The sequence below is a fragment of the Streptomyces sp. NPDC057900 genome, assembly GCF_042887885.1.
In the GTDB taxonomy this organism is placed as follows: Bacteria; Actinomycetota; Actinomycetes; order Streptomycetales; family Streptomycetaceae; genus Streptomyces.
Genome location: NZ_JBHVOI010000003.1, coordinates 222,269 through 246,743, shown reverse-complemented (window position 1 = coordinate 246,743; position 24,475 = coordinate 222,269). Strand labels below are relative to the sequence as shown.

The 24,475-nt window shown below is 70.8% G+C and carries 20 protein-coding genes; 7 read left to right on the top strand and 13 right to left on the bottom strand.

The window, feature by feature from the left end:
• Positions 1–15: 15 nt before the first annotated feature.
• Together ACFVQ0_RS15400 and ACFVQ0_RS15395 are read right to left on the bottom strand one after the other, a co-directional pair.
• On the bottom strand, positions 16–2,136 hold the full coding sequence (locus ACFVQ0_RS15400; RefSeq protein WP_390088178.1) for a flotillin family protein: 2,121 nt from the start codon (positions 2,134–2,136) through the stop codon (positions 16–18).
• Between the two features lie 179 nt (positions 2,137–2,315).
• The gene (locus tag ACFVQ0_RS15395; RefSeq protein ID WP_390088176.1) at positions 2,316–2,975 is read right to left on the bottom strand and encodes a hypothetical protein; all 660 of its coding nucleotides are present in this window, start codon (positions 2,973–2,975) and stop codon (positions 2,316–2,318) included.
• 305 nt (positions 2,976–3,280) lie between these two features.
• Here ACFVQ0_RS15395 and ACFVQ0_RS15390 point away from each other — a divergent pair, with 305 nt between their 5' ends.
• Positions 3,281–4,366 carry a PucR family transcriptional regulator gene (locus tag ACFVQ0_RS15390; protein WP_390088175.1) on the top strand — a complete coding sequence of 362 codons (1,086 nt, stop codon included), beginning with the start codon at positions 3,281–3,283 and terminating at the stop codon, positions 4,364–4,366.
• Between the two features lie 141 nt (positions 4,367–4,507).
• Positions 4,508–6,010, top strand: coding sequence for an MFS transporter (locus tag ACFVQ0_RS15385; RefSeq protein ID WP_390088173.1), 1,503 nt, complete (start codon positions 4,508–4,510; stop codon positions 6,008–6,010).
• A 10-nt stretch (positions 6,011–6,020) separates the two neighbouring features.
• Here the strand turns inward: ACFVQ0_RS15385 and ACFVQ0_RS15380 are convergent, their stop codons facing one another.
• Positions 6,021–6,548 carry a nitroreductase family deazaflavin-dependent oxidoreductase gene (locus ACFVQ0_RS15380; RefSeq protein WP_390088171.1) on the bottom strand — a complete coding sequence of 176 codons (528 nt, stop codon included), beginning with the start codon at positions 6,546–6,548 and terminating at the stop codon, positions 6,021–6,023.
• Positions 6,549–6,641: 93 nt separating this feature from the next.
• Here ACFVQ0_RS15380 and ACFVQ0_RS15375 point away from each other — a divergent pair, with 93 nt between their 5' ends.
• Positions 6,642–7,202 (top strand): MarR family winged helix-turn-helix transcriptional regulator, encoded by a 561-nt coding sequence (locus ACFVQ0_RS15375; RefSeq protein ID WP_390088169.1) that lies wholly within the window; start codon positions 6,642–6,644, stop codon positions 7,200–7,202.
• Between the two features lie 11 nt (positions 7,203–7,213).
• Here the strand turns inward: ACFVQ0_RS15375 and ACFVQ0_RS15370 are convergent, their stop codons facing one another.
• The 5 genes from ACFVQ0_RS15370 to ACFVQ0_RS15350 all read right to left on the bottom strand — a co-directional run bounded on the left by ACFVQ0_RS15370 (position 7,214) and on the right by ACFVQ0_RS15350 (position 12,092).
• Entirely contained in the window at positions 7,214–8,476 is a 1,263-nt protein-coding gene (locus ACFVQ0_RS15370) for a cation:proton antiporter (protein WP_390088167.1), read from the bottom strand.
• 2 nt (positions 8,477–8,478) lie between these two features.
• Positions 8,479–8,949, bottom strand: coding sequence for a cation:proton antiporter regulatory subunit (locus ACFVQ0_RS15365; RefSeq protein WP_390088165.1), 471 nt, complete (start codon positions 8,947–8,949; stop codon positions 8,479–8,481).
• 862 nt (positions 8,950–9,811) lie between these two features.
• Positions 9,812–10,900: a methyltransferase domain-containing protein gene (locus tag ACFVQ0_RS15360; RefSeq protein ID WP_390088164.1), complete on the bottom strand. Its 1,089-nt coding sequence runs from the start codon at positions 10,898–10,900 to the stop codon at positions 9,812–9,814.
• Positions 10,897–11,871 (bottom strand): ATP-grasp ribosomal peptide maturase, encoded by a 975-nt coding sequence (gene tgmB / locus ACFVQ0_RS15355; RefSeq protein WP_390088162.1) that lies wholly within the window; start codon positions 11,869–11,871, stop codon positions 10,897–10,899. Before tgmB ends, ACFVQ0_RS15360 begins: the two co-directional genes overlap by 4 nt.
• Entirely contained in the window at positions 11,871–12,092 is a 222-nt protein-coding gene (locus tag ACFVQ0_RS15350) for a hypothetical protein (RefSeq protein ID WP_390088160.1), read from the bottom strand. The genes tgmB and ACFVQ0_RS15350 overlap by 1 nt, the downstream gene beginning before the upstream one ends.
• Before the next feature lie 541 nt (positions 12,093–12,633).
• Between ACFVQ0_RS15350 and ACFVQ0_RS15345 the strand changes: the two genes are divergently transcribed.
• Entirely contained in the window at positions 12,634–14,004 is a 1,371-nt protein-coding gene (locus ACFVQ0_RS15345) for a hypothetical protein (RefSeq protein WP_390088855.1), read from the top strand.
• Between the two features lie 657 nt (positions 14,005–14,661).
• On the opposite strand, the gene ACFVQ0_RS15340 is transcribed toward ACFVQ0_RS15345, so the two are convergent.
• The 3 genes from ACFVQ0_RS15340 to ACFVQ0_RS15330 all read right to left on the bottom strand — a co-directional run bounded on the left by ACFVQ0_RS15340 (position 14,662) and on the right by ACFVQ0_RS15330 (position 17,289).
• Complete coding sequence (locus tag ACFVQ0_RS15340; protein WP_390088158.1) at positions 14,662–16,101, bottom strand: flotillin family protein; 1,440 nt, start codon at positions 16,099–16,101, stop codon at positions 14,662–14,664.
• A 76-nt stretch (positions 16,102–16,177) separates the two neighbouring features.
• Positions 16,178–16,687, bottom strand: a complete 510-nt coding sequence (locus ACFVQ0_RS15335; RefSeq protein WP_327337806.1) for a hypothetical protein — start codon at positions 16,685–16,687, stop codon at positions 16,178–16,180.
• 116 nt (positions 16,688–16,803) lie between these two features.
• On the bottom strand, positions 16,804–17,289 hold the full coding sequence (locus ACFVQ0_RS15330; RefSeq protein WP_390088156.1) for a peroxiredoxin: 486 nt from the start codon (positions 17,287–17,289) through the stop codon (positions 16,804–16,806).
• 213 nt (positions 17,290–17,502) lie between these two features.
• Between ACFVQ0_RS15330 and ACFVQ0_RS15325 the strand changes: the two genes are divergently transcribed.
• Positions 17,503–18,234, top strand: a complete 732-nt coding sequence (locus tag ACFVQ0_RS15325) for an alpha/beta hydrolase (RefSeq protein WP_390088155.1) — start codon at positions 17,503–17,505, stop codon at positions 18,232–18,234.
• A 136-nt stretch (positions 18,235–18,370) separates the two neighbouring features.
• On the top strand, positions 18,371–20,056 hold the full coding sequence (locus ACFVQ0_RS15320; RefSeq protein ID WP_390088853.1) for a SpoIIE family protein phosphatase: 1,686 nt from the start codon (positions 18,371–18,373) through the stop codon (positions 20,054–20,056).
• A 161-nt stretch (positions 20,057–20,217) separates the two neighbouring features.
• On the opposite strand, the gene ACFVQ0_RS15315 is transcribed toward ACFVQ0_RS15320, so the two are convergent.
• Together ACFVQ0_RS15315 and ACFVQ0_RS15310 are read right to left on the bottom strand one after the other, a co-directional pair.
• Positions 20,218–21,066 carry a GNAT family N-acetyltransferase gene (locus tag ACFVQ0_RS15315; protein WP_390088153.1) on the bottom strand — a complete coding sequence of 283 codons (849 nt, stop codon included), beginning with the start codon at positions 21,064–21,066 and terminating at the stop codon, positions 20,218–20,220.
• Positions 21,067–21,174: 108 nt separating this feature from the next.
• Positions 21,175–22,572: a hypothetical protein gene (locus ACFVQ0_RS15310; RefSeq protein WP_390088151.1), complete on the bottom strand. Its 1,398-nt coding sequence runs from the start codon at positions 22,570–22,572 to the stop codon at positions 21,175–21,177.
• A 306-nt stretch (positions 22,573–22,878) separates the two neighbouring features.
• Between ACFVQ0_RS15310 and ACFVQ0_RS15305 the strand changes: the two genes are divergently transcribed.
• Positions 22,879–24,135 carry a molybdopterin-dependent oxidoreductase gene (locus ACFVQ0_RS15305; RefSeq protein ID WP_390088852.1) on the top strand — a complete coding sequence of 419 codons (1,257 nt, stop codon included), beginning with the start codon at positions 22,879–22,881 and terminating at the stop codon, positions 24,133–24,135.
• The last annotated feature ends 340 nt before the right edge of the window (positions 24,136–24,475 follow it).

Sequence of the window (24,475 nt, the reverse complement as noted above, 5' to 3'; positions counted from 1 at the left end):
GGACATCACGTCCGGCTACGCCACCGGCGTGCCGTTGCGGGCGGCCGGGGCGGCCGGGCCCGCGAGCTGGACGTCGCCCAGGCGCAGGTCCGCGAGGCCCAGCGCGCGGGCGTGCTCCAGCAGCTCGCGGACCTGGTCCGCGCCCACACCGCCCGCCCCCGGCGCGGACATCATCCGCATCAGCAGCGCCGACACCGTCAGGTTCTGCACATCGCCCGACGACACGGACCCCAGCACCTTCGTCAGATCGTCCGTGAACGACGACGTGCCGTTCAGCCACGGCCCCGCGAGGGCCTTCGCCGTGTCCGAGTTCCCGACGAAGCCGTCGAGGCTCTTGCCCATGGAGATGGACGAGACCAGCCGGTCGAAGAAGACCGACTCCCCGCCGACGATGTCGATGTCCGCGTTCTCCAGCCCGGCCGACACGATCGTCGCCTGCGCCTCGGCGACCTGCCGCTGCACATCGAGGCCGGCGAGCCGGATCTCCTTCTCCGCCTCAAGCCGCAGCCGGTACTCCTCGTGACCGCGCGACGCGTCGTCCAGCGCCGCCATCGCGGCCGCCTTGTCGGTGAGCCCCGCCGCCTCCGCCTTCAGCTTCTCGCCGATCATCGCCGCGTCCGCCGACGCCTGGGCCTGCGTACCCTCCGCCTCGGCCAGCGCCTTGAGCCGCGCGCCCTCCGCCTCAGCCCGGAGCCGGGCGGACGTGGCCTCGGCCTCCGCCAGGCCGGTCTTCTCGATGACCTCGGCCGCCGCGTCCCGCACCTGCACGTCCGCGAGACCGGGTGCCGCCGACTCCGCCTGGACACCCTCGGCCAGCCGCAGCTTGGCGCGGGCGTCCAGGTCCGCCGTCTTCAGCCGGGCCTCCGCGAGCGTGAGCTGCTCGGCCGCCCGGTGGGTGGCCGCCGCCTCCGCGGCCTCCGCCGCCTTGATGTCCTTGACCAGCAGCTCCTGCGCCTCCGCCTCGGCTGCGATGATCACCGACTTGCGGGTGCGCTCGGACTCCTCGACGGACCGCAGCGTCTTGATGGACTCCTCCTGCTCGGCGACCGTACGGTCCACCGCGATCCGCTCCCGGATCACGTCCGCGACCTCGCGGCGCTCGGCCTCGACCTCCTTCGTCGCGGCGATCCGGTTCAGCTCGGTCTGCCGCTCGCGCCCGATGACCTCGATCATCCGGTCCTTCTCGATGCGCTCGTTCTCCACCGCGATGACCCGCTCGCGGTTCTTCTGCGCGACCGCGATCTCCCGCGCCTGGTTCTCCCGCTGGATGCCGAGCTGCTCCTCGGTCTTGATGAACGCGGCCTGCGCGCCAAGGCGTTCCTCCTCCTGGACCCGGGCGGTCACCGCCTCCTCGCGGGCCCGCAGCGTCTCGACCTCGCGGCGCTGCTTGATCTCGGCCTCGGCCTGGCGGCGCTCCAGCTCCAGAATGGTCTCCCGGGCGTCCACGTCCTGCCGGGTGATCTCCTTCTGCTCGGTGCGCTGGTACTCGTTGGTGCGTACGTGCTCGATCGCGGTCAGCTCGGTGATCTTCCGAATGCCTTGCGCGTCAAGGATGTTGGCGCCGTCCAGCTGCGTCATCGGCGTCTGCTCAAGGAAGTCGATCGCGGCGTCGTCCAGGTGGTAGCCGTTCAGATCGGTGCCGATGACCCGGATGATCCGGTCCCGGAACTCCTCGCGCTTGGTGTACAGATCGACGAAGTCCAGCTGCTTGCCGACGGTCTTGAGCGCCTCGGAGAACTTCGCGGCGAAGAACTCCTGGATCGCGATCTTGTCGCTGGCCCGTTCCGTCCCGATGGCCTGGGCGACCTTGATGACGTCCTCGACGGTCTTGTTGACCCGTACGAAGAACGTGATGTGGATGTCGGCGCGGATGTTGTCCTGGCAGATCAGGCCCTCGCGCCCGGTGCGCCGGATCTCGATGGTCTTCACCGAGATGTCCATCGATTCGGCCTTGTGCAGCACCGGCAGGACGACGGCACCGGTGAAGGTCACGTCGACCTTCTTGGTCTTGGAGATGATCAGGGCCTTGCCCTGCTCGACCTTGCGGAAGAGCCGGGTGACGATCAGCAGCAGGGCGATCGCGATGAGCAGGACCACGGCGATGAGCAGGCCGAGGCCCAAGGAGATGGCTTCCATGACAGTCCTTGGCGGCTGGTGGTACGGAAAATGAGAGGTGGCGGGGCGCGGCCCGGCACCCCGGCGAACGGGGCGGGCGGGCAGCGCGGACATGACAGGCGGCGCGTACGCACACCACGTTCAGGCGGCGGGCACGGGCAGCGGAGCCGGGGTGTGCGGGCGCGGTGGAGGGGTACGGCTCAGCCGGTGTGGCCGGGGGCGGCGCGCCGGTGCGTGGGCAGCGGCTGCGGCGGTCCCGGGTCGAGCGCCTTGTCGTACGGCGAGACCCAGAAGAACTCGCCCTCCTCGTCGTACGCGTACAGCAGTCCGGAACTCCCCGAGGTCAGCTCCGCGTCGGCCGGCCGCAACTGCCTGACCTGGACGATCGCGGTGGACCCGTCGGCCGAGGCGACCTCGGCCTGGCCGAAGTCCGGGCCGACGGAACCGGTACGGACCGTGCACACCCGGCCCAGGAAGTCCTGGCGCGATGGTGGAGGCTGGTCCGGGAAGAAGCGGCGGAAGTGGTGCACGAGCACCCGCACCACGGCCCAGGCGATCAGCAGCGCGCCGACGAGAATGCCGAGCGCGAGCGCGGCCCGGGGAGTACCGGTGACCGTACTGCGGTGCATCAGCACCGAACCGGTCAGCGAGGTGAACCAGGCGACGGTCACCATGACGGACACCGAGACGGTGACCGGCACGCCGCCGACCCCGGCCAGATCGGCGTCGAGGTCCGCGTCGAACGAGTGGTGGTCGGCGGCCCCGGCGAGCACGAGCAGCCAGAAGGCGATGACGACGACGAGCGCCGCGGCGAAGAGAACGGCCGGGAAGGACAACGTCGCTGTCAGGAACTCACTCATCGGTTCCACCCCCTGCCGTCCCGCCGGCAGGACTTGCCGGCGTCTGCGCGCGGTCCGGCGATGACCGCGGTGCCGCGGTACCGCCGGAGCGGTACCGCAGCAGCCGGGTCGTCCCCCGTCCCCCGTAGCACCCCCGTGTTTCCCCCGTGGTCCCCCGGTCGGTGCTGACTCGATCGTGCCATCCGGTCACGGGCCGTCGCATTGCCGGAATACGGCAATCTTTCTCCGTCCTCGATGCCGGGCACCGGCACCGGGCCGTAAGCGTTGGGTAAATGTCAGCAACGAGTCAGAACTGGAGGCGGGCTGTGCCTGAGCCGGAGATTCCCGACAGCTTTCTGGAGGGCTACGCCCAGATCCTGGTCGATGTGGCCGTCACCGGGCGGCGGCTCACCCGGGAGGAGCTGGAGATCCGCCGGTCCCTGGGCAGGCAGGCCGCGGAGGCGGGGCACCAGCTGCGCGCCCTGGTCCGGATGCACCTGGCCGAGACCCGCACCGCCTGGCCGGGGGCCGCTCCCGGCGCCACGGCGGCCACCGTGGCGGCGGTCACGGAGTGCGTGCTGGCCGCGGCGGAACAGGCGGTCGACGCGTTCGCGGAAGGCTTCGAGCGGGCCCAGCGGCTCACCGTGCGGCGGGAGGAGGCGGCCCGCCGGGAGTTCATCGACGACCTGCTGTACGGGCGCAGCGACCTGGGCCGGCTCGCGGAGCGGGCCACCCGCTTCGGGCTGCGGCTCTCGCGCGCCCACGCGGTGGCGGTGGCGGCGGGCCCGGAGGCGTACACCGAGACGGACACCGTGCCCCGGCAGGTGGAGTCGGCGCTGCTGGCCCGGTTCAGCGGCCGGAAGATCCTCATCACGACGAAGGACGGACGGCTGATATGCATCGCGCCGGGCAGCCAGCCCGACGTCCTGAGGTACTTCGCCAAGCAGGCGCACGCGGCGACGGACGGCGGCCGGGTCGCCGTCGGCCGTGCCCACCGGGGCCCCGGCGGAGTGGTGCAGTCCTACGACGAGGCGCTCGACGCCCTCGATCTCGCCGACCGGATGGATCTGGACGATCCGGTGCTGTACTCCGCCGATCTGCTGGTCTACCCGGTGCTGACCCGGGACAGACAGGCGATGTCCGATCTGGTGCGCAGCGAGCTGGGGCCGCTCCAGGAGGCGCGGGGCGGGGCGGAACCGCTGCTCAAGACGTTGTCCGTGTACTTCGAGTCGGGCTGCGTCGCCGCCGAGACGGCCCGCCGGCTCGCGCTGAGCGTGCGCGCCCTCACCTACCGGCTGGAGCGCATCCACCAGCTGACCGGCTCCGACCCCTCCGACCCGATGCACCGCTACACCCTGCAGACAGCGGTGATCGGGGCCCGGCTGCTGGACTGGCCCGCGAAGGAGGTGTGAGGCCGCCCTCCCGCGCGACTTCCCCCGACGCCCTCCCACCGCCTCCCCGGCGACGCTCCCCGCATGCGGAAGAGCCGACCTCCACATAGCGTGATCATTCGGGGGATTCCGGCGGTGTGCGCAACGAGGGAGATCCGCACCATGGCCCGACACGCGCGTGAGCCACGGGAACCTGCCGCGAACGGGACGGGGGCGGGGCACGGCTCCTCCCACCGCTGGTGGGTCCTGGGCGTCATCGGGCTCGCCCAGCTGATGGTGGTGCTCGACGCGACGATCGTGAACATCGCGCTGCCCTCCGCCCAGCAGGACCTCGGCTTCAGCGACGGCAACCGGCAGTGGATCGTGACGGCGTACGCCCTCGCTTTCGGCTCGCTGCTGCTGCTCGGCGGCCGGATCGCGGACCTGGTCGGCCGCCGGGTGGTGTTCCTGATCGGCCTGGTCGGCTTCGCGGTGGCGTCCGCGATCGGCGGCGCCGCCCCGAGCTTCGAGGTCCTGGTGCTGGCCCGCGCCCTCCAGGGCATGTTCGGCGCGCTGCTGGCCCCGGCCGCGCTCTCGCTGCTCACCACCACGTTCACCGTCCCGAAGGAGCGGGCCAAGGCCTTCGGTATCTACGGGGCCATCGCGGGGGCGGGCGGTGCGGTGGGGCTGCTGCTCGGCGGGCTGCTCACGGAGTACCTGGACTGGCGCTGGTGCCTGTACGTGAACCTGCTGTTCGCGTTCGTGGCGTTCACCGGCGGCTGGCGGCTGCTCGCGGCAGGCGCGCCGGTCGACCGCCCGAAGCTCGACATCCCGGGGACCGTGCTGGTCTCGGCGGGGCTCTTCTGCATCGTGTTCGGATTCTCCAGGGCGGAGACCCATCCGTGGAGTTCGCCGGACGTCTGGGGGTTCCTGGCGGCCGGTGCGGCGCTCGTCGCCGCGTTCGCGTGGTGGCAGACCAGGGCCGCGCATCCGCTGCTGCCGATGCGGGTGGTGCTGGACCGGGACCGGGCCGCGTCGTTCCTCGCGATGTTCATCTCGGGTGGCGGCCTGTTCGGGGTGTTCCTGTTCCTCACGTACTTCCTTCAGAAGAGCCTGTTCTACTCGCCGGTCAGCACGGGCCTGGCGTTCCTGCCGATGATCGCCGTCATGATCGTGACGTCCGTGACGACGACGAACGTCCTGGTGCCGAGGTTCGGCGCCAAACCGATCGTGCCCCTCGGCATGTGCATCGCTGCGGGCGGCATGGTGTGGCTCACCACCCTGGACCTGAACAGCACCTATGCCGCCCATGTGCTGCCCCCGCTGATCTGCCTGGGGCTCGGACTGGGCTCGATCTTCGCGACGGCGATGAACCTGGCCACCGCCGGGGTCTCCGCCCGCGACGCCGGAGTGGCCTCCGCGATGGTCAACACCAGCCAGCAGGTGGGCGGCTCCATCGGTACGGCGCTGCTCAACACCCTCGCCACGAGTGCGGCCACCAACTACCTGGTCGGCCGCCGCCCGACCCCGGCCGCTATCGCCCAGTCCCAGCTGGAGAGCTACTCCACCGCGTACTGGTGGTCCGCGGGCTTCTTCGCCGTCGGCTTCCTGGTCACCGTGATCCTCTACCGCCGGGGCGCACCGCAGCCCCACCCGGTGGACGAGCCCGAACCCGTACGGGCCTGACCCCGGGCCCTCAGCGGTCGCCGCGCCCGGCCGGGGCGCCTTCGGTGAGGCGTACGAACGGGATGGACTCGCCCACGGACCGGTAGTCCTCCGCGCTGCCGTCGACCGTGAACCCCAGGTACGCGCAGAGCCGCCGGGCGACCCGGGGATGCCGGGGCGCGTACCGCACCATCAGCTCGCCGCCTTCCCCGGCCGGCAGATCGGCCGCCGTCACCGCGTGGAACCGGCGGCCGATCTGCACGGTGGCCTGGGGCGTACGGAGCAGATTGCGGTACCAGTCGGCGCCGGGCCCGAATCCGGACGCGACGGTCCAGCTCCGCCGGCCGTCCACCGTCGCGGCCTCGACCACCTCGACGACGGTCCGGCGCGGCTGCCCCGAGGTGCGCCCGGTGTGGACGAGGAGCAGCAGCCGCCCCCTGAACAGTGGCCCGAGCCCGGCCCGGAACATGTGGACCGGGAGCCGGGCGACGGTACGCCGCCAGCCGCCCGGCGGTGCGGGACGCCGGGGCACGGGCGAGTCTGCGGATTGATGTGTCACTGTGCAAACGTTGCACAGTGACAAGATCTACGCCACCACCGCGGGCGGGGCTCCCGCGGTGGGAGTACGCGGCCCGGCGCGGTAAAAAGGGGCATGGCCGCGCACGAACAGGCATCAGAGAAACGACCGTCAGCCCCGTCCGCTACCGGCAGGGACGACGTCGACGCGGTGACGCGGGCGGTGCTGACGGCGTCGAGACTGCTGGTGGCCGTTTCCGCCCGGTCGCTGGCGGCGGTCGAGGACCGGGTGACGCTGCCGCAGTTCCGGCTGCTCGTGGTCCTGGCCACCCACGGGGACGCCAAGCTGGTCTCGCTGGCCGAGCGCCTGGGCGTCAATCCGTCGACCGCGATGCGCATGCTGGACCGGCTGATCGTCGCCGGTCTGGCCGAACGCCAGGTCAACCCGGCCAACCGCCGGGAGACGGCACTGCGGGTGACCCCGGAGGGGCTCCAACTGGTCGAGGACGTCACGGCAGGCCGCCGCCGGGAGATCGCCGCGATCGTCGAACGCCTCGCGCCGGAGCAGCGGTCCGCGTTGATCGAGGCGCTGACGGCGTTCACCGCGGCGGGCGGCGAGCCGGCCGTTCCGGGGGGCGGCGCGGACGCCTACCCGCTGGGCTGGCTGCCCGACCTGCCCGCCGCCCAGGACGGCTGACACCGCGCTGCTCAGTCGGTCTGGGCCAGCTCCTCCTGCGGAGTGGGCACCCGCGGGGCGGGAACGGTTCCGCTAGCGGAAGAAGAGGCGGGCTTGTCCCCACTGCTCCCCTCGCTGTTCCCCCGCCACTCCTGGATCTTCTCGACGACCGGCTGGGTCCAGCGGGCGGTGAGCGGGCCGACGATGACGAGGATCAGGACGTACGCGGTGGCGATGGGTCCGATGCGCGGCTCGGTGGCCACGGCCAGACCGGCGATGACGATGGAGAACTCGCCCCGGGCGACGAGCGTGCCGCCCGCCCGCCAGCGCCCGCGCGAACCGATGCCGGCCCGCCGCGCCGCGTACCAGCCGGTGGCGATCTTGGTGAAGACGGTGACGACGGCCAGCAGCGCGGCCGGGAGAAGCACCGGCGGGATCTCCGCGGGGTTGGTGGAGAGCCCGAAGAAGACGAAGAAGACGGCGGCGAAGAGATCCCGCAACGGGGTCAGCAGCTTGCGTGCCCCCTCCGCGACCTCACCGGAGAGCGCGATGCCGACGAGGAACGCCCCGACGGCCGCGGACACCTGCAACTGCTGGGCGACCCCGGCGACCAGCACGGTCAGCCCGAGCACGACGAGCAGCAGCAGCTCGGGATTGTCGGAGGACACGGCCCGGCTGATCAGCCGCCCGTGCCGCAGGGCGAGGTAGAGCACGAAGCCGACGGTGCCGAGCGCGACGAGCAGCGCGATGCTGCCCCCGGCGAAGCCCACACCCGCGAGCATCGCGGTGAGCAGCGGCAGGTAGACGGCCATCGACAGGTCCTCGATGACGAGCACCCCGAGGATGACGGGCGTCTCCCGGTTACCGAGCCGCCCCAGATCCGCGAGGACCTTGGCGATCACCCCGGACGACGAGATCCAGGTCACCCCGGCCAGAGCCACCGCCCCCACGGGCCCCCAGCCGAGCAGCAGCGCGGCGACGGCACCGGGGGTGGCGTTGAGCACGAAGTCGACGGCCCCGGACGGATACTGCGTCTTCAGACTGGTGACGAGTTCACTGGCGCTGTACTCCAGCCCCAGCAGGAGCAGCAGCAGAATGACGCCGATCTCGGCGCCGACAGCGGTGAACTCCTCACTCGCGCCGAGCGGCAACAGCCCACCGTCACCGAAGGCGAGTCCGGCCAGCAGATACAGAGGAATCGAGGAGAGCCCTATTCGGCCGGCGAACCGGCCGATGATGCCGAGCCCCAGAATGACGGAGCCGAACTCCACCAGCAGTGCGGTCGTGTCGTGCACGGTCAGCCCTCCGCAATAATCTCGGAGAGCGTGTCCACGCCCTCGCGCGTACCCACGACGACAAGCGTGTCCCCGATGGCCAGCCGGAAGTCCGGCCCCGGCGACGGATGCGCACTGTGCGTACGCAACACCGCCACGATCGACGCCCCGGTCCGCGTCCGCGCCCGGGTGTCCCCGAGCAACCGCCCGCCGTAGGGCGACCGCGCCCCGAGCGGTATGTGCTCGGTGACCAGATCAATCCCCTCGGTCCGCACGGCGTCGATCGGCGCGGCATCGATGAGGTGCGCGAGCCCGGTGGCCTCCTGTGGCGTCAGCGGTACGGAGAGCCGACACGAATCAGGATCGTCCTGGTCGTAGAACCCGATGAACCGCCGCCCGTCGTGATGCACGACGACGGAGATGTGCTGGCCCGTCTCGGTCGTGTAGTCGTACTGCACTCCGACTCCGGGCAGCGTGGTGCGGTGGGTTCCCATGACTTCCTCCCGAGGAGCGCGACGCTTACGAAACGCACTTGGTGATCTCTTTAGTCCCGCATTACCCTAACCGGACCATCGGCGGGGCCTTCGGGCTTGTGTTACGCCCGTGGGTGGGCGGCTCGCTCGGTGGGGTTTGCGTTGTGGCGGGGGCGGGTTCCCCGGGGTGTGCCTCTTGCTCTCCGGCGGGCGAGTCCTTCCGTTGCGCCTTTGCGGTGAACGGTGCGGGACTGGAGGGGGTGATGGTCGATTTGCTCTTATATGCCGGACTTCGCGAAGCTGCTTCAGAATGGCAGGATGCGTCCAGAGAACCCGAGGTCAAGCAGTCTGCTCCCCGCGCGTGCGGGGATGAACCCAGGTCATCCATCGCGGGCGGCAGCGCCTTCTCCTGCTCCCCGCGCGTGCGGGGATGAACCCTCACCGTGACCGGGGTCAGTGACACCGCTCTCCTGCTCCCCGCGCGTGCGGGGATGAACCCCACGACGCGGCGATCGACGCCGCCAAGCAGCACTGCTCCCCGCGCGTGCGGGGATGAACCCCGGCCCAGTTCTTCCTTCGACGCAGGGCTGCGCTGCTCCCCGCGCGTAACAGGGGATGAACCCGCCTCTATCCCCGGCAACGACAAGGCCGAGAACTGCTCCCTGCGCGTGCAGGGATGAACCCTGTGCACCAGCCACTCCGGGACCCGCCCCTGCCTACACCTCGCACGGACGGGGATGAACCCGACGGAGGGGTGCCGGTGAGCATCCACATGATCTGCTCCCCGCGCACGCGGGGCGAACCCGAGTCAGAGGAGCCGCCTCAGCTTGAAACAGTCTTCCCGCTGGGTGGAAGCCTCCGTCACCCAGACGCGGGCACCGGTTCATTTACTCGGGAGCATGGGCCAGGAAGGACCTTCCGGGGTCCGGTACCAGGCGTGCTGGCCTTTCGGTGTGATCGTGAGGCCGAAGTCCTCTCGGGCCGGGGTTTGCTCGGGGAAGGTCTCGGCCAGTTCTTCCACCGTGTCCCACAGCCGTTGGGGGCCGAGCTGGCGGGCCTTGCCCGATGTGTGGACCGTGGCCGTGGAGCCGTCCTCGGTCCACAGGCCGATGCCGGTGACTTCGCCCGTCTCGCTCCGCCAAGTACACGAGTTGTATCCGGGGAGTGCCAAGGAGAGCGGGAACTTGAGCCGGTCGAGTACGTCCGTTGCGGGGACTGTGGTGGGCCGGCCGGTCCGGGTTTCCAGTGTGGCGAAGTCGGGGGCCTTCGTGAGGGCGCGGCGTGGCATGAAGAACGCGGGGACGGGCAGGAACCGTCCCGTTGCCTCGCCTTCGCCCGATACGACGACTCTCGCGATACCGAAGCCGATCGGGGCCACGATGACTGCCCCCTTCCGGGCCTGGCTGAGCAGAGCGGGAGGGATGTGGTGCAGGCCGGCCGTGGAGATGATGCGGTCGTACGGCGCCCGGCCGGGGTATCCCTGTTCGCCGTCTCCGGCGAATACGAGGGGGTGGTACTGGTCCCTTGCCAGGCGGCGGCGGGCGAGGTGGACGAGGTCGGGGTCGACGTCCACGCTGACGACGTTCTCGCTTCCGAGGCGGGACGAGGCCAGTGCCGTGTTGTATCCGGTGCCGAGGCCCAGCTCGTAGAGTCGGTGACCCGGTTTCGCGTCGAGGGCGTCGAGCATGGCCAGCATGAGCCGGGGTTCGCTGGATGACGAGGTGGGGATTCCGTGTTCATCGAGCTGAGTCGTCAGTGCGGCGTCCGAGTAAACGGTCTCCACGTAGCCCGGATCGCAGGCGGAGACCTTCTCCCACTGGTTCTGCGCGTCCTGTCGGTAGAAGCTCGGCACGTAGTTCTCCCGCCGGACCTCCGCGAATGCTGTCAGCCACTCGCTCTGTCGTTCCGCCCCGAGCATCGCGGTGAAGTCGGCGCGGAGCCTGGCCGATGCGGTGGTGGTCGGTTCGGTCATGTCGCTGGTCCCTGGAGGTAGTCGGCGTGCGCGGCGGCGATGGGGAGGCCGGTGCGGTTCTCGACCCATGACCAGGTGCCGGCCGGATTGTTCTCGAAGAACACCCACTCGTCGTCGGGCGTGACGGCGAAGTCGAAGGAGCCGAACACGATCCCGTACGAGTCCATGAAGCGTCGAACGGCATTCGCGACCTTGTCGGGCACCGTGGTCGTTCCGTACTCAAGGTTCTCGTAATCGGTGCGCCAGTCGGTGCGGGCCTTCTCCGAAGTCGCGACGATGGTTCCGGCGAACAGGTTGCCGTCCACGGCGACCAGGCGTACTTCGTACTTCTTGGGGATGTCCTCCTGGAAGTAGTGCGCGGTCAGCCGGATGCTGTCGTCGAAGGTGGCCGGGTCGATTCGGTGGGTGGCCACCATGAGCTGCCGGGCCGAGCCTGTGTTCAAACGCCCGCCGAGGACCGGCTTGCAGATGAGAGGGCCGTTCACGGCCTTCGCGAATGAGCGGGCTTCGTCCGGATCGTTCGTGATGACGCTGCGTGGGACACGAAGGCCGGCGCGGGTGGCGGCGACGAGTTGTTGTGGTTTGTGTGCCGCGACGCGGTCGAGGTGGGGATTGTTGATCCAGCGGACGGGCAGCGCGGACAGCAGATTGAGCATGGCCGCATCCGCCTGGTTCCGGGCCCAGCTCGTGTACGGCTCGGTGACGGTGTCGGAGATGACGGGACGTCCGGGCCGCCGGTAGTAGACGGCGCCGACTTCCTCAAGCCGCACCGACCGGTGCTCGTCAGCCAGTACGCCCTCCCATCCCGCATTCGTCGGCCGGTGGCGGGCGGTCAGGCTGACATGTTGGGGAAAGTCAGCTGCGTCGAATCGCATGACGGCTACGTCGCGCTGATTCAGCTGGTCCACCACCATGTCGGCCGAGGCGTCCAACTTCTCCGCTACGACGAGCACCGGCCGGGCGGAGCCCATCAGGAGGCGGGTGCGAAGTAGGGGTCGGTCACGTCATCGCCTTTGCCGTCCTGGTTGGTGTCGGTGGTCGATGCGGCATGGTCGGCGGTGTGCCAGGCGGAGCCTTCCGCCTGGACGTTGAGCTGGCGGACCTCGTCCCAGGTGACTCCGACGATGGACGTGGTGACCAGGCAGGGCGGCTCGGCCGCACGGGCAGCGAACGGGATGGTGATGGTTGCCATGATGTCTCCGTAATTGCGTGGACGGGGGACGGATACGGTCCGGCCCGCGAGTGTGAGTGGGGCTACGAGGTGGGCCTGTGTACCGGAACGCTCGGAAACACCTCGAAGGCGTTCCGTAGGCTCGTGGTCACCAGGGCCGTGTTGCGTGGAGACCGAGGAGACGGGTGTCTCTTCGGTGGCGCGCCGACTGAGGTCGAGCAGGGCGCATCGGGTTGCCCGAACAGGCCGCGCATCTCTGCGGGGAGCCGTATTCCGACCGCTCTCCCGTCGGGAGGGTGAGGTGTGTCCTGGCCTGTTGGCGGTCGCGTTGGTTTCCTCCTGAGGTGTGGCGGCCAGCGGCAGCGGCAGCGTGTGGGGCAAGGCGCCGTGAATGGATGCCACGGTGACGCACGGTCGATCTAAGGTGCTGGAGCGCCGTGTTCGGCCTTCACGGTGGTCACCACGTACCTCCCTCCGGGCCGCTTGGCGGCGGTGCGTGAAGAGCTAACCGCGCAGAGTGGCGGTGCGGGTACCTTGGAGGGGAGGGCAAAGCATGAATCCCATGAATTCAGCGGGAGTTGATGTGGCGACAGCGTCCGAGAAGCAGCGCAACGCCGGGCTGAAAGATCTCCTTGGACAGGCGCAATGGTCCGAGACGCAACTTGCGCAGGCCGTGAACCGACTTGGCACCGAGGCCGGGATGCGGCTCACGTACAGCCAGTCCACGGTGGCGCACTGGATCAGGGGCACGCAGCCGACCGAGCGAGTCAGGCCACTGATCATCGAGGCATTCGAGCGGAAGCTCGGGCGGCCTGTTCTGTACGAAGAAGCCGGGCTGAATCGGCTGAAGCCGGAAGTTGGCGATGCGCCGGATGATCGGGTGGATTCCCTACTGCAGCTCGGGAAAGCGGACATGGATCCATCACGGCGCCGAGTTCTTGCTGCCGGTGTCTACTCGGCGGCGCTCTCCGTGCCGTTGTTCGCCGATGTAGCCCATGCTGACGACGCGGAGCGGATCACGAAGCCCACCGGGCGGATCGGTTATGGCGAGGTCGAGACAGTTCGCAGGATGACGGAGAGAATCGCAGACATCCTTGATGAACTGGGTGGTGGCCATGCGCGGCCCATGGCAGCGGCATTCCTCGTCAATACGGTGGCTCCGTACCTCAAGGCCGGTGGTACCGCGAAGGTGCATGATGAAATGCTGTCCGCAGCTTCCGATCTCACTTATTTGACCGGCTGGATGGCCATGTATGAGCGCGCTCATGGGCTCGGTCAGAAGTACTACCTTGAGGCGCTCAAGCTTGCGGCGGAGTCCCGTGACCAGGTCACGTACTGCCGGACGCTTCGGGGGATGAGCCTGCAAGCGACAAATCTGCGCCATGGGCGTAAAGCCCTGCAGCTGGCCGATTCTGCGGCTGAGGCGGCTCCGCAGGCCGGCCCCAGGTTGGTCGCGTTCCTTCGGGGGCAGCAGGCTCATGCGTCGGCAATGGTGGGGGACAGGCGCGCTGCCAGCATACGTCTCCGAGAAACCGAGTCGGCGCTGTCGAGGGCGGACTCTCGTCGCGAATCGATCGGCGGATATGATCAGGCTGCCTACCTCTTTCATGTGTCTCACGTTCACTATGAGAACCGGGAATTAGGTGATTCCATCAAGGCCATGAAGCAGTCGATCAAGGCCATGCCGCTTCAGGAGAGGCAGGGGCGTCTGCACGCGAATGCTGTTTTGGCCCAGCGGCAGTTCGAGTACGGGCATATCGAGGAGTCGTGTGCCTCGTGGGAGATTTTCCTCGATGACTACATGGCGCTTTCTACGGCCCGTGGTGATGAGCACTTCGAGAGGATGCGAAAGAGCCTCGCCAGGCATCGGGATTCCCGCGTGGTTCGGGGAATGAGTGATCGGATTCGCCTGGTAGCCGCGATGAAGGCCTGAGTTGCGGCTCGTTTGCCTCAGGTGGGGGCCTTCGCGTGGGAGGGGGGCGTTCCCTTGCTGGCCGGGCTGACGGAGGGGGATGGGCTTGGAGGTGGGTGGGGCTCTCTCGCTGCGGTGGAGGTGGGCGAGTCAGGCTTCAACGGCCGAACCGGTGGCGTCGCGGAGGATGGCGAGAGGAGCGAAATGTCCGAGTTGCTGAAGCTGCTCCAATCTGGTCAGTCCGTCGGATAAACCCGCAGGTCACGGAGTCTGCTCCCCGCGCGTGCGGGGATGAACCCCGGAGATGACGGCAGCCGCATGACGTGGATGCCTGCTCCCCGCGCGTGCGGGGATGAACCCGGAGCTGCTCCAGGCGCTCCGCCTCGGCCCCGCTGCTCCCCGCGTGTGCGGGGATGAACCCGACCCCATCGAGCCCCCGGACATGGGCTGGACCTGCTCCCCGCGAACGTGGGGATGAACCCGAAGCGCCAACCTACTCACGTGAGTAGGTTGGCGCTCCCCGCGCACGCACGCAGTGCCGTTCCGCGCCGTGCCCCGTACGGGCAGAGCCCCCGACCGCCCCCCAGACGCACGCGTGCCCGGACGGTTGGGGGGAACCGGCCGGGCACACGCGGGTGTTGCTATCGGGTATCGGGTATCGGGTATCGGCGGTCGGGGTCAGTCCGTGACCTCGATCTTGCCGTTCTTCGGGGTGGACGGTTCCGGCTGGGCCGGGACGTCGGGCTTCGGGGTGGCGCCCCTGAGGTTCTGCAGGAGGGCGGCGAGGTCGACGCCCGTGGTGGAGCTGAGGAGCTCCATGCCCTGGGCGACGTTGTCCGTGACGGTGCGGGAGAGCTGGCTCGCGCCGTCCGTCGAGATCACGGTCATCTTGTCGATGGCGCTCATCGGCTCGGCCGCCTTGGCGACGACCTGCGGGAGGACCTCGACGAGCATCTGGAGGACGGCCGCGTCGCCGTACTGGGCGAAGGCGTCCGCCTTCTTCTGCATGGCCTCCGCCTCGGCCGAACCCCGTGCGGCGATGGCGGCACCCTGGGCCTCGCCCTCGATGCGTACGGCGTCGGCGAGGGCCGAGCGGTGGAGCTTCTCGCCCTCACCGGTCAGGCGGGAGCGCTCCGCGTCCGCTTCGGCCTCCTTGACCTGGGCGATGCGGCGGGCCTCCGCCTCCTGCTCGGCCTGGTAGCGGGCGGCGTCGGCGGGCTTGCGGACCTTGGTGTCGAGCTCGCGGTCGGTCAGGGCGGCCTGGCGCTCGGCGACCTTCTCCTGCTCCTGGAGGATCTCCTGGCGGCGGGCGGCCTCTGCGAGGGGACCGGCGGCGTTGGCCTTCGCGGCGGCGGCCTCCGTCTCGACCTTGATCTCGGCCTGCTTGAGGTAGTACGTCCGCTCGGCGATGGCGATTTCCTCGGCGGCCTTCAGCCGGGCCTGCTCCGAGGCGCGGCGGGCGATCGCCTCCGCGATGTCGGCCTCCTGCTTGGCGCGGGCGGCCTCCGGGCGGCCGAGGTCCTCCAGGTAGGAGCCCTCCGTGGTGATGTCCTGGATCTGGAAGGCGTCCAGGATCAGGCCCTGGCCGGACAGGCTGGCCTCGGCCTCCTCCGCCACCTGGCCGGCGAACGCGGCCCGGTCGCGGATGATGTCCTCGACCGACATCCGGCCGACGATGGCGCGCAGCGCGCCGGAGAGCACTTCCTGGGTGAAGCCGACGATGCCGTTCTGCTGCTGCAGGAAGCGCTGGGCGGCGGCCCGGATCGCGTCCTCGCTGCCGCCGACCTTGACGATGGCGACGCCCTCCAGGTTGGACTTCACACCGCGCAGCGTGACCGCCCCGCGCACGGCCACGGGGATGTGCCGGCTGGAGAGGTCCAGGGTGAACTTCTGCTGGACGAACGGGACGACGAAGACGCCGCCGCCGACGACGACCTTCTGGCCGCTGTTGTCGATGCTGGCCCGCCCGGTCACCGGGTCGACGGACTTCTTGCCGCGCCGGCCGGTGATGATGAACGCCTCACTGGGCCCGGCGACCTTGTAACGGGTGATGACCACGAGGGCCAGCAGGACGAGGAGTACGACGACTCCGACGATGGCGATCAGTACTGGACTCATAAGGGTGTCCCCCTCTGCCTCCCGACGGGGACGGCAGTTCTGTTGCGAGTGGTGATGGGCCGGCCGGCTTGCCGGCTCAGCGTTCGACGGGGCGGACCGAGACAGAGGTGGTCGAGAGCGTGGCCTCGACCCAGATCTCGGTGCCGCGTTCGACCGGCACCGGGCTCTTCGCCGACAGCTTCACGACGTGCCCTCCCAGCCGCAGCAGCACCTCGCCGTAGCCGTTGGCCGGAATGGCCGTGACCACGGACCCGGCCGAACCGACGAGATCCTCGTCGCGCGGTGTGGCGTTGGTCTGGTCCCGCATCAGTGCCTGGCTGAACTTCCAGGTGAGCCAGGCGGCGACCAGACCGGCCACCACACCGGCCCCCACGGCGGCGAACGTGCCGACGCCGGTCGTGCCGAGCACGATGGCGCCGCCGAAACCGAGCATCGAGACGAAGCCGGCGATCACCGGAAGGGAGAGCAGCCCGTCGAAGAGGCCGTCCAGCACACCCCCGAAGAGGCCTTCGAGGATTCCGTCGAAGATCAGGGACAGTGCGAGCAGCACGACTCCCGCAATGCCGAGACCGAGAAACAAGGTCACGTGATCACCCCTCCCAGGTCTGCGGAATCCGCGGAATCCCCCGAACATTTCCGTCGAACTGGCTGGATGGTCCCATACATACCGGACGGGCGACACTGCCGGGTTCCGGCAGTCTTCTACGGGGTCTGAATGCCGGACAGGTGGCCCGCCAGGGTGTCCAGTGACTGGAACGTGGCACCGAGCAGCGCTACGTGCTTCCAGCGCAGCACACCCTCCGCGTCGATCAGGAAAACCGCCCGGCGTACGCCGATGCCGGGTGCCGCCACCCCGAAGGTCCGGGCGAGCTCACGGCCGGTGTCCGCCAGCAACGGCATCCGCAGACTGTGGGCGCGGGCGAAGGACTCGTGGCTGTCCACATCCTGTGGACTGATCCCCCAGACCTGCGCGTCGAGCCCCTCGAAGGTCTCCATGCCGGAGGAGTACGAGCACAGCTGCTTGGTGCACACCGCCGTGTTGTCGCCGGGGTAGAAGGCGAGGACCACGGCCCGGCCCCGGGCGGCGGAGAGCGTGTAGTCGCGGCGTTCGAACGTATCGCCGTCCAGTGCGCCTCCCGGGAGGGTGAAGTCCGGCACGGTACTGCCGAGTTGTGGTGTCGAGCCCATGGTGTGTGTCCTCTGTCGCTTGTTGTTGTTCCGGGTTGCGGTTCCCGGTTGCGGTTCCGGGTTGTTGTTCCGGGCCGTTGTTCCGTGCGTTGGTGTTCCGTGCGTTGGTGTTCCGTGCGTTGTTTCGCGCCGCTTGTTCTTCGTTGCGACGGTGCCGCCCCCGCTCGTACAGCATGCTCGTTACTGCTCCACCCATCCGCACCGGAGGTACGCATGACACGACGACAACTGCCGGCGGCGGCCGTACTCCTGCTGCACGGCGGACGGGAGGACGGTCTCGGGGCGCCGCCGCCCGGACCGTTCAACCTGCCCGCGCTGCGGATGCGCCCCTTCGCGCACGCGCTGCGGCGGGCGCTGCCGGGGGACGTCCTGGTGAGCGCCGTCCGGTACGGGCACCGGGGCTGGAACGGCTCGCGGGCCGATCCGCTGCACGATGCCGTGCGCGCCCTGGACGAGCTGCGGCGTGCGGCGGGGGACATTCCGGTGGTGCTGGTGGGGCACTCGATGGGCGGCCGCGCCGCGCTGCACGCCGCCGGGCATCCGCTGGTACGGGGGGTGGTCGGGCTCGCCCCGTGGTGCCCGGACGGCGACCCGGTCGAGCAGCTCGCCGGGCGCGACGTCGTCCTCGTGCACAGTCCCCGGGACCGGGTCACCAGTGCGGCGGCCTCCCGCACGCTCACCGCGCGGGCCCGCCGGGCCGGGGCCCGCAGCTGTCTGGTCACCGTGCCCGGCAGCGACCACCCGATGCTTCGCCGGGCCCCCGTCTGGCACCGGCTGACCACCGCCCTGGTCACCGGGCTGCTGGACCGGGCCCCGCTTCCGGAGCCGGTCGCGCGCGCCCTGCTGCTGCCGCCGGGCTCATCGGCGGAGGACGGGACGGTGGAGCTGGACCGGGTGCTCCCCGGCGCGGCGGGCCGGCCCGCGCGCTCCGGTACCTCGCGCTGATCGGCCGTCTGCGGATGCGGGGCAGGAGCGGGCGGCCGACGATGAAGGGCCGGGCAGTCGGGCGGCCCGCGCCCTGTCCCAGGAGGTTGCCTTGCAGGCCGATGATTACGCCGGCAGTCCGCCGCCGCTCGACACCATGGCGCTCGCGGCCCTGATCGGTGGAACCACGGCCGGGGTGGGGGTCCTCGACACCGAGCTGCGCTACCTCTACGTGAACCCGGCCCTCGAACGGCTCAACGGCATCCCGGCCGCCGAGCACCTGGGCCGTACGGTCGCCGAGGTGCTCCCCGAGGTCGACGCCAGGGAGGACCTGATGCTGGCGGTGCTCTCCGACGGGCGGTCCCGCGAGATCACCTCCAGCGGCCGGACCCCCGCCGGACCGGGCGGCGCCCGGCGCTACTGGCACGGCGCGTACCACCGGCTGGAGGTGGACGGCCGGGTGGTGGGCGTCGCGGGCATCCTGATGGAGGTCATGGCCTCCGACGAGGAGCGGCGGCAGCTGGCCCAGGCCCGGCGCCATCTGCGTCTCCTGGACACCGCGAACACCCGCATCGGCACCACGCTCGACATGGACACGACCTGCGCCGAGCTGGTCGACCTGCTCGTACCGGGGCTCGCGGACCTCGCCACGGTCGAGGTGTTCCCGAGGGACGTCGCCCCGCCGGTGCGCCCCGCGCCGCCCGGCGTGACCCGGCTGCGGCGGGCGGCGATGACGGCGGTGCCCGAGCTGCGCGACCGGGTCGCGCGGTTCGGGGTGGCCGGGGACTACGTCGACTACCAGGAGGACGCGGCCGTGACGCGCTGCCTGGCCACCAACCAGCCGGTCGTCGAGAACCTCACCGACGACGAGCGGCTGGGCCGCTCCGCCCCCACCCCGGAACGGGTCGCCGTCTACCGCGCCCTCGGGATGCACTCGGCGGTCATCGTGCCGGTCTCCGTGCGCAGTGGGCCCATCGGCGTCCTCGGCCTGGTCAGGGCGGGGGACTCGCCGCCCTTCACGGAGCAGGACGTGGTGGTGGCCCGGGAACTCGCCGGACGGGCGGCGGTCGACCTGGACCACGCGCGCCGGTTCACCAACGAGCACACCATCGCTCTGGAGCTCCAGCGCTCCCTGCTCTCCGAACCGCGCCAGCCGCATCCGCACATCGAGGTCGCCACCCGCTATCTGCCAGCCGACCGGACCGTGCTGGTCGGCGGCGACTGGTTCGACATCATCCCGCTGCGCGACGGCCGTCACCTCAAGGCGATGGGCGACGTGATGGGCCACGGCGTGGAGGCGGCCGTCGCGATGAGCCACTACCGCTCGCTGCTGCGGCTGCTCGCGGACGACGAGCTGCCGCCGCACCGCATCCTGGAGCAGCTCGACCGGATGGTGGAGCGGTCCGGTCTCGACCGGGCGGCGACCTGTCTGCTCGCGGTCGTCGACCGGACGGGCGGCGTGTGCGAGGTGTCGAGCGCGGGCCATCTGCCACCGGTCCTCATCGACCCGGGACCGGCGGGCACCCGGCTGGCCGAGGTCGCTGCGGGACCGCCGCTCGGCACCGGGTACGGCGGCTACCGCACCGCGGTGGTGGACTGTGGTCCCGGGACGGTGCTGTTCATGTACACCGACGGCCTGGTGGAGCGGCGCGGTGAGGACATCGACGTGTCCGTCGGACGGCTCCGGGATCTGCGGCTGCCCGCGAGCGGCGATCTGGAGGAGCTGCTGGACGAGGTGCTCGACCGCTTCGGTCCGGGCGCGGAGGACGACATCGCGGTCATGGCGTCGCGGGCCCGTTACGCCCCCGGCGACGGGGACGGGGGCTGGGCGGACGGGGGCTGACCGGGGCGGCGGCACCGTGGTCCCCGGCCACCGGAGACCGGCCGGCCGCGCGAGGAGTACGAGCTGCTCCGGGGGCGGGTCCTGGAGCCGCCCCCGGGCGGGGGAGCGGAGCCGTGCCCGGGCTGGGGAGAGCGCGGATCCACGCCTGTCCGTGCAGCGGGTCAGCCCAGTTCGAGGCTGGTGATGCCGAAGAGACCGGAGTGGTCGACCTCGGGCGCCGGGCCGGTGTACATGCGGGCCGTCTCGAACGACGGGGTCAGCCCGAGCTGTTCCGCGAGCCGTACCGCCGCAGGGTTGGCGTCGGGCACGTCCACGGCGACCGGGGCGGACGGATCGGTCGCCGCCAGCGCGCTCACCAGGGCGGCGGCCGTATCCGGCGTGGCCGCGTACACCGGGCCGATGCGGGAGGACGTACGGCAGGCGCGCATCACCGCGAGCCCCCGCACCTCTCCCTCGCACAGCGCGACCAGCGCGGTGCGGCCCGGGGCGGTGGTCCAGGCGGCCAGGAAGCCGTCGCGCTCCGCCGGGAAGAACCGGCGGTCGTACGCGGTCACCTGGCCGAAGGGCAGGGTGCGGGCGTCGGCCAGGGTGACGCCGGGTGGCGGCGCGATGTCGACCGGGGCCAGCCCCTCGTACCGCATGTTCGTCCAGACGGAGCGGAAGCCGGACTTGCGGTAGTTCGCCTGCTGCTCCACCACGCCGTCGAGGCCGGTGTTCCGTCCGTCCAGCCTGGCCGTCCCGGTGGCCCAGAGGCGGCTGCCGTAGCCCTGGCCGCGCAGCTCGGGGCGGGTGAGGTAGAAGCCCAGGAAGCCGTGGTCGCTGCCGTAGCGGATCACGGAGACGCAGGAGACGGGCGCACCGTCGAGCCTGCCGATCAGGAAGCCGCAGGGGTCGGCGGCGAAGAAGGCCTGACCGTCGGTCAGGCCCGGGTTCCACCCCTCGGCATGGGCCCAGTCCGCCATCATCCTGATGTCGTCCGCGCTTGCTGTGGTGATCTCGAATGTCGGCACGGGACAAGCCATACCCGGCGGTCGGCGGTTCAACGACCGAGCGCCCCCTTCACCACCGGCCGTTCCCCCTGTTCACCACCGCAGCTCCCCTGTTTCCCGTTCGCCCGTTCACCACCCCGTCCAGAGCAGGTGGTTGACGAGCAGGGCGACGGCCGCCTGGGCCGCGAGCCAGCCGCGGCGGCCCCGGTCGGGCAGCAGCGCGGCGGCGGGCAGCAGCCAGAGCATGAAGGGCTGCCAGATCCGCTCGGTCTCCGCCTTGCTCATCCCGGACAGGTCGGCGGCCAGCAGCATGAGGAACGCCGCGAGCACGAGGAGGACCAGCCGCCGCTGGGGCTCGGCCGGGGCCCCCGTCCGCAGCGCGTTCAGGGCCCCGGGCACGGCCGTCGCGGTCCGGCGCAGGCCCGCGACCGTCGCCGGCCCGATGGCGATCGCGGTGCAGGCGAGGTTGGCCCAGACCCAGTACCAGTACGGGCGGAACCCGCCCGCCGCCTGGTAGTAGCGCTCGACCAGCAGGTGGTACCCCTCCCACCAGTTGAAGCCCGCCAGCGTGAAGGCGGCCGGTACGACCAGCGCCCCCAGGACGAGGAGCGGAACGGGCCGGGCGGTCCGGGCGAGCAGGAGCACGGTGAGCAGCGGCAGCGCGATGAGCGCCAGCCCGTAACTGAGGTAGCAGGTCAGTCCGTACAGCAGCCCCGATCCGAGCGCGGCGGCCGCTGGGCTGCGGACCTTTCCGGTCGCGGCCAGGGCCAGCAGGGCGACGGACCAGGCGGCGACGGCGGCGAAGTAGCCGTCCGCGGAGGTGCCCGCCCAGACCGCGACCGGTGCCAGGACGAGGAAGGGCGCGGCGCGGCGGGCGGTGCGCTCGTCGGTCAGGACCCGGACGGCGACCAGCGCGGCGACGGCGGCGGTGGTGCCGGTGACGATGCACCAGACCCCGGCCCAGGCTCCGCCGCCCAGCCCCACCCGGTCCAGCAGGACGAAGGTGAGGGTGGCGCCCGGCGGGTGTCCGGCGACATGCGCGGGCCAGTTGCCCGGCGGGCCGATCAGGATGTGGTCGTTGAAGCCGCGCAGGGCGGCGCCGATGTCGTCGAACCGGCCGATGACCCTGAGGTACTCGTGCTTGGTGGTGAGGCGTTCCGCGATGCCGCGTCCCCAGCCGTCGATCAGCGCCAGCGAGAACACCCAGGCGAGCGAGGCGCCCCAGCAGACCGCCAGCAGGGTCCGCCAGCGCAGCCGTGCGGCGAGGCCGGGACCGTACGCCACGACGGCCACGGCGACGGCGGGCGCGGCCGCCGTGCCGGGGCCGATGTGCGGGTACCAGGACGCGAGCAGCGGCGGCCAGTGGACGTACAGGACGCGGGCGTAGTCCGCGATGTTCCGGCCGACGAGCACGGCGGCGGCGACCAGCAGCACGGCCCCGCCCGCGGCGGCCAGGTCGGCGCGGCCGCCGCCGCGGCGGCCACTCTCCGGTTCGGTGCGCTGTTCCGTACGTTCCTCGGTCTTCACCCAGGCACGGTATGCACGCCGGGGCGGCGCGGGCGGCCGCTGACGGGGCGCGTCACCGAACCGTCAGATTCCCGCACTCGGCCGGACGACGTCAGCGTTTCGTCAGGAGTCGTACGGGCCACGCCCCGGCACCCCGGGCATAGCGTCGGGGCCATGGGCGACCGACGTCGGCTCCGACGCTTCAGACTTCCCGATCCCGCTCCAGAGACCGCTCCCGATCCCGCTCCAGAGACCGCTCCAGAGACCGCTCCCGATCCCGCTCCAGAGACCGCTCCGGATTTCGCTCCCGATTCCCGTTCGGCGCCGCTGCCCGGACGCGCCTCCCGGCTCCTCGAACGGACTCCCTCCGCTCCCGGGTTCTGGCGCAGTCCGGTGCGCGGGGTCCGGTTCACCGCGGTGCTCGGGCTGGTGCTGCTCGTGGGGATCACGCTGCTGTTCGTGACCGGTCTGCTGTCGTACGCCGCGTACAACCCGGACCTGAACCCGGTCAACGACAAGACCCCGGACAAGGGGCTGCTCGGCTTCTACCTGTTCGACTGGCCGACTGATCCGCACTGGCTGTACCGGCTGACGCAGGGGCTCCACGTCACGGTCGGCATCGTGCTCTTCCCGGTGCTGCTGGCGAAGCTCTGGTCGGTCGTCCCGAAGCTCTTCGCGCTGCCGCCCGCCCGCTCGCCGGGGCACGCGCTGGAGCGCCTCTCACTGCTGCTCCTGGTCGGCGGGGCGCTCTTCGAGTTCGTCACCGGACTGCTCAACGTCCAGCTGGAGTACCTGTTCCCCGGCTCGTTCTACCCGCTGCACTTCTACGGGGCGTGGGTGTTCTTCGCCGCGTTCCTCGCCCATGCCGGGCTGCGGGCGCCGCAGGCCGTACGGGTGCTGAGGTCGGGCGCGCTCAGCGGGAACGTGCCGGGGGACGCGCTGGCCTCCTCGGCTCCGGACGCGCCGACGCTCTCCCGGCGCGGGGCGCTGGCGGTGGTGGGGGCCGGTTCGCTGGTCCTGCTGATCACCTCGGCCGGGCGGAGCTTCGACGGGCCGCTGCGCCGCCTCGCCGCGCTCACGCCGCACGGCGCCGCCGAATCCGGCCGGGGCCCCGGCGGCTTCCAGATCAACAAGACCGCCGCCGCTGTCGGGATCACCTCGGCCGAGACGGGGGAGGGCTGGTGGCTGACCGTCAGCGGTCCGGCCGGCGACCTCCGGTTCAGCCGGGAACAGCTGCTGGCCATGGACCAGTACAGCGCGGCGCTTCCGATCGCCTGCGTGGAGGGCTGGTCCACTTCGGACCAGCGGTGGCGGGGCGTACGGCTGAGGGACCTCGCGGAGCTCGCCGGGTACCCGCGCGACCCGCCGGGGGTGCTCGTGGAGTCCGTGCAGCGCAGCGGGCCGTTCCGCCGGGCGGCGCTCCGCGACAACCAGGTGCGCGATCCCCGCTCGCTGCTGGCCCTCCAGGTCAACGGCGAGGACCTGTCGCCCGACCACGGATATCCGGCACGGATCATCGTCCCGGCCGCGCCCGGCGTACTCAACACCAAATGGGTGTCCCGGCTGACCTTCGGAGAGCTGTGAGGAGAGCTGTGAGGATGGTCGTGAACAGGCTGAACCCCGCTGACTTCGTGCGGCGTTGGTACGGGGAGGGGCCGCTGCACCTCCTTCTGACGGCCGCCTCCTTCGCGCTGGCGGGATACGCGGGGGTGCGCCTGCTGGCCGGGGACGCGCTCGGCGTCGTCGTCTGGTTCGCCGGCGCGGCCCTCGTGCACGATCTGGTGCTGGTGCCGCTGTACGCGGCGGCGGACCGGCTGCTGCCGCGCTCGCTCGGTCCGCGCCGCGGCCCGGTCAACTTCGTCCGGGTGCCCGTCCTCCTGTCCGGCCTGCTCCTGCTGATGTGGTGGCCGCTGATCACCCGGCA

Coding starts and splice junctions, on each gene's coding strand:
- ACFVQ0_RS15400 (WP_390088178.1), bottom strand. CDS start 2,136: ATGGAAGCCATCTCCTTGGGCCTCGGCCTGCTCATCGCCGTGGTCCTG.
- ACFVQ0_RS15395 (WP_390088176.1), bottom strand. CDS start 2,975: ATGAGTGAGTTCCTGACAGCGACGTTGTCCTTCCCGGCCGTTCTCTTC.
- ACFVQ0_RS15385 (WP_390088173.1), top strand. CDS start 4,508: ATGGCCCGACACGCGCGTGAGCCACGGGAACCTGCCGCGAACGGGACG.
- ACFVQ0_RS15375 (WP_390088169.1), top strand. CDS start 6,642: ATGGCCGCGCACGAACAGGCATCAGAGAAACGACCGTCAGCCCCGTCC.
- ACFVQ0_RS15365 (WP_390088165.1), bottom strand. CDS start 8,949: ATGGGAACCCACCGCACCACGCTGCCCGGAGTCGGAGTGCAGTACGAC.
- ACFVQ0_RS15360 (WP_390088164.1), bottom strand. CDS start 10,900: ATGACCGAACCGACCACCACCGCATCGGCCAGGCTCCGCGCCGACTTC.
- tgmB (WP_390088162.1), bottom strand. CDS start 11,871: ATGGGCTCCGCCCGGCCGGTGCTCGTCGTAGCGGAGAAGTTGGACGCC.
- ACFVQ0_RS15350 (WP_390088160.1), bottom strand. CDS start 12,092: ATGGCAACCATCACCATCCCGTTCGCTGCCCGTGCGGCCGAGCCGCCC.
- ACFVQ0_RS15345 (WP_390088855.1), top strand. CDS start 12,634: ATGAATTCAGCGGGAGTTGATGTGGCGACAGCGTCCGAGAAGCAGCGC.
- ACFVQ0_RS15340 (WP_390088158.1), bottom strand. CDS start 16,101: ATGAGTCCAGTACTGATCGCCATCGTCGGAGTCGTCGTACTCCTCGTC.
- ACFVQ0_RS15330 (WP_390088156.1), bottom strand. CDS start 17,289: ATGGGCTCGACACCACAACTCGGCAGTACCGTGCCGGACTTCACCCTC.
- ACFVQ0_RS15325 (WP_390088155.1), top strand. CDS start 17,503: ATGACACGACGACAACTGCCGGCGGCGGCCGTACTCCTGCTGCACGGC.
- ACFVQ0_RS15320 (WP_390088853.1), top strand. CDS start 18,371: ATGGCGCTCGCGGCCCTGATCGGTGGAACCACGGCCGGGGTGGGGGTC.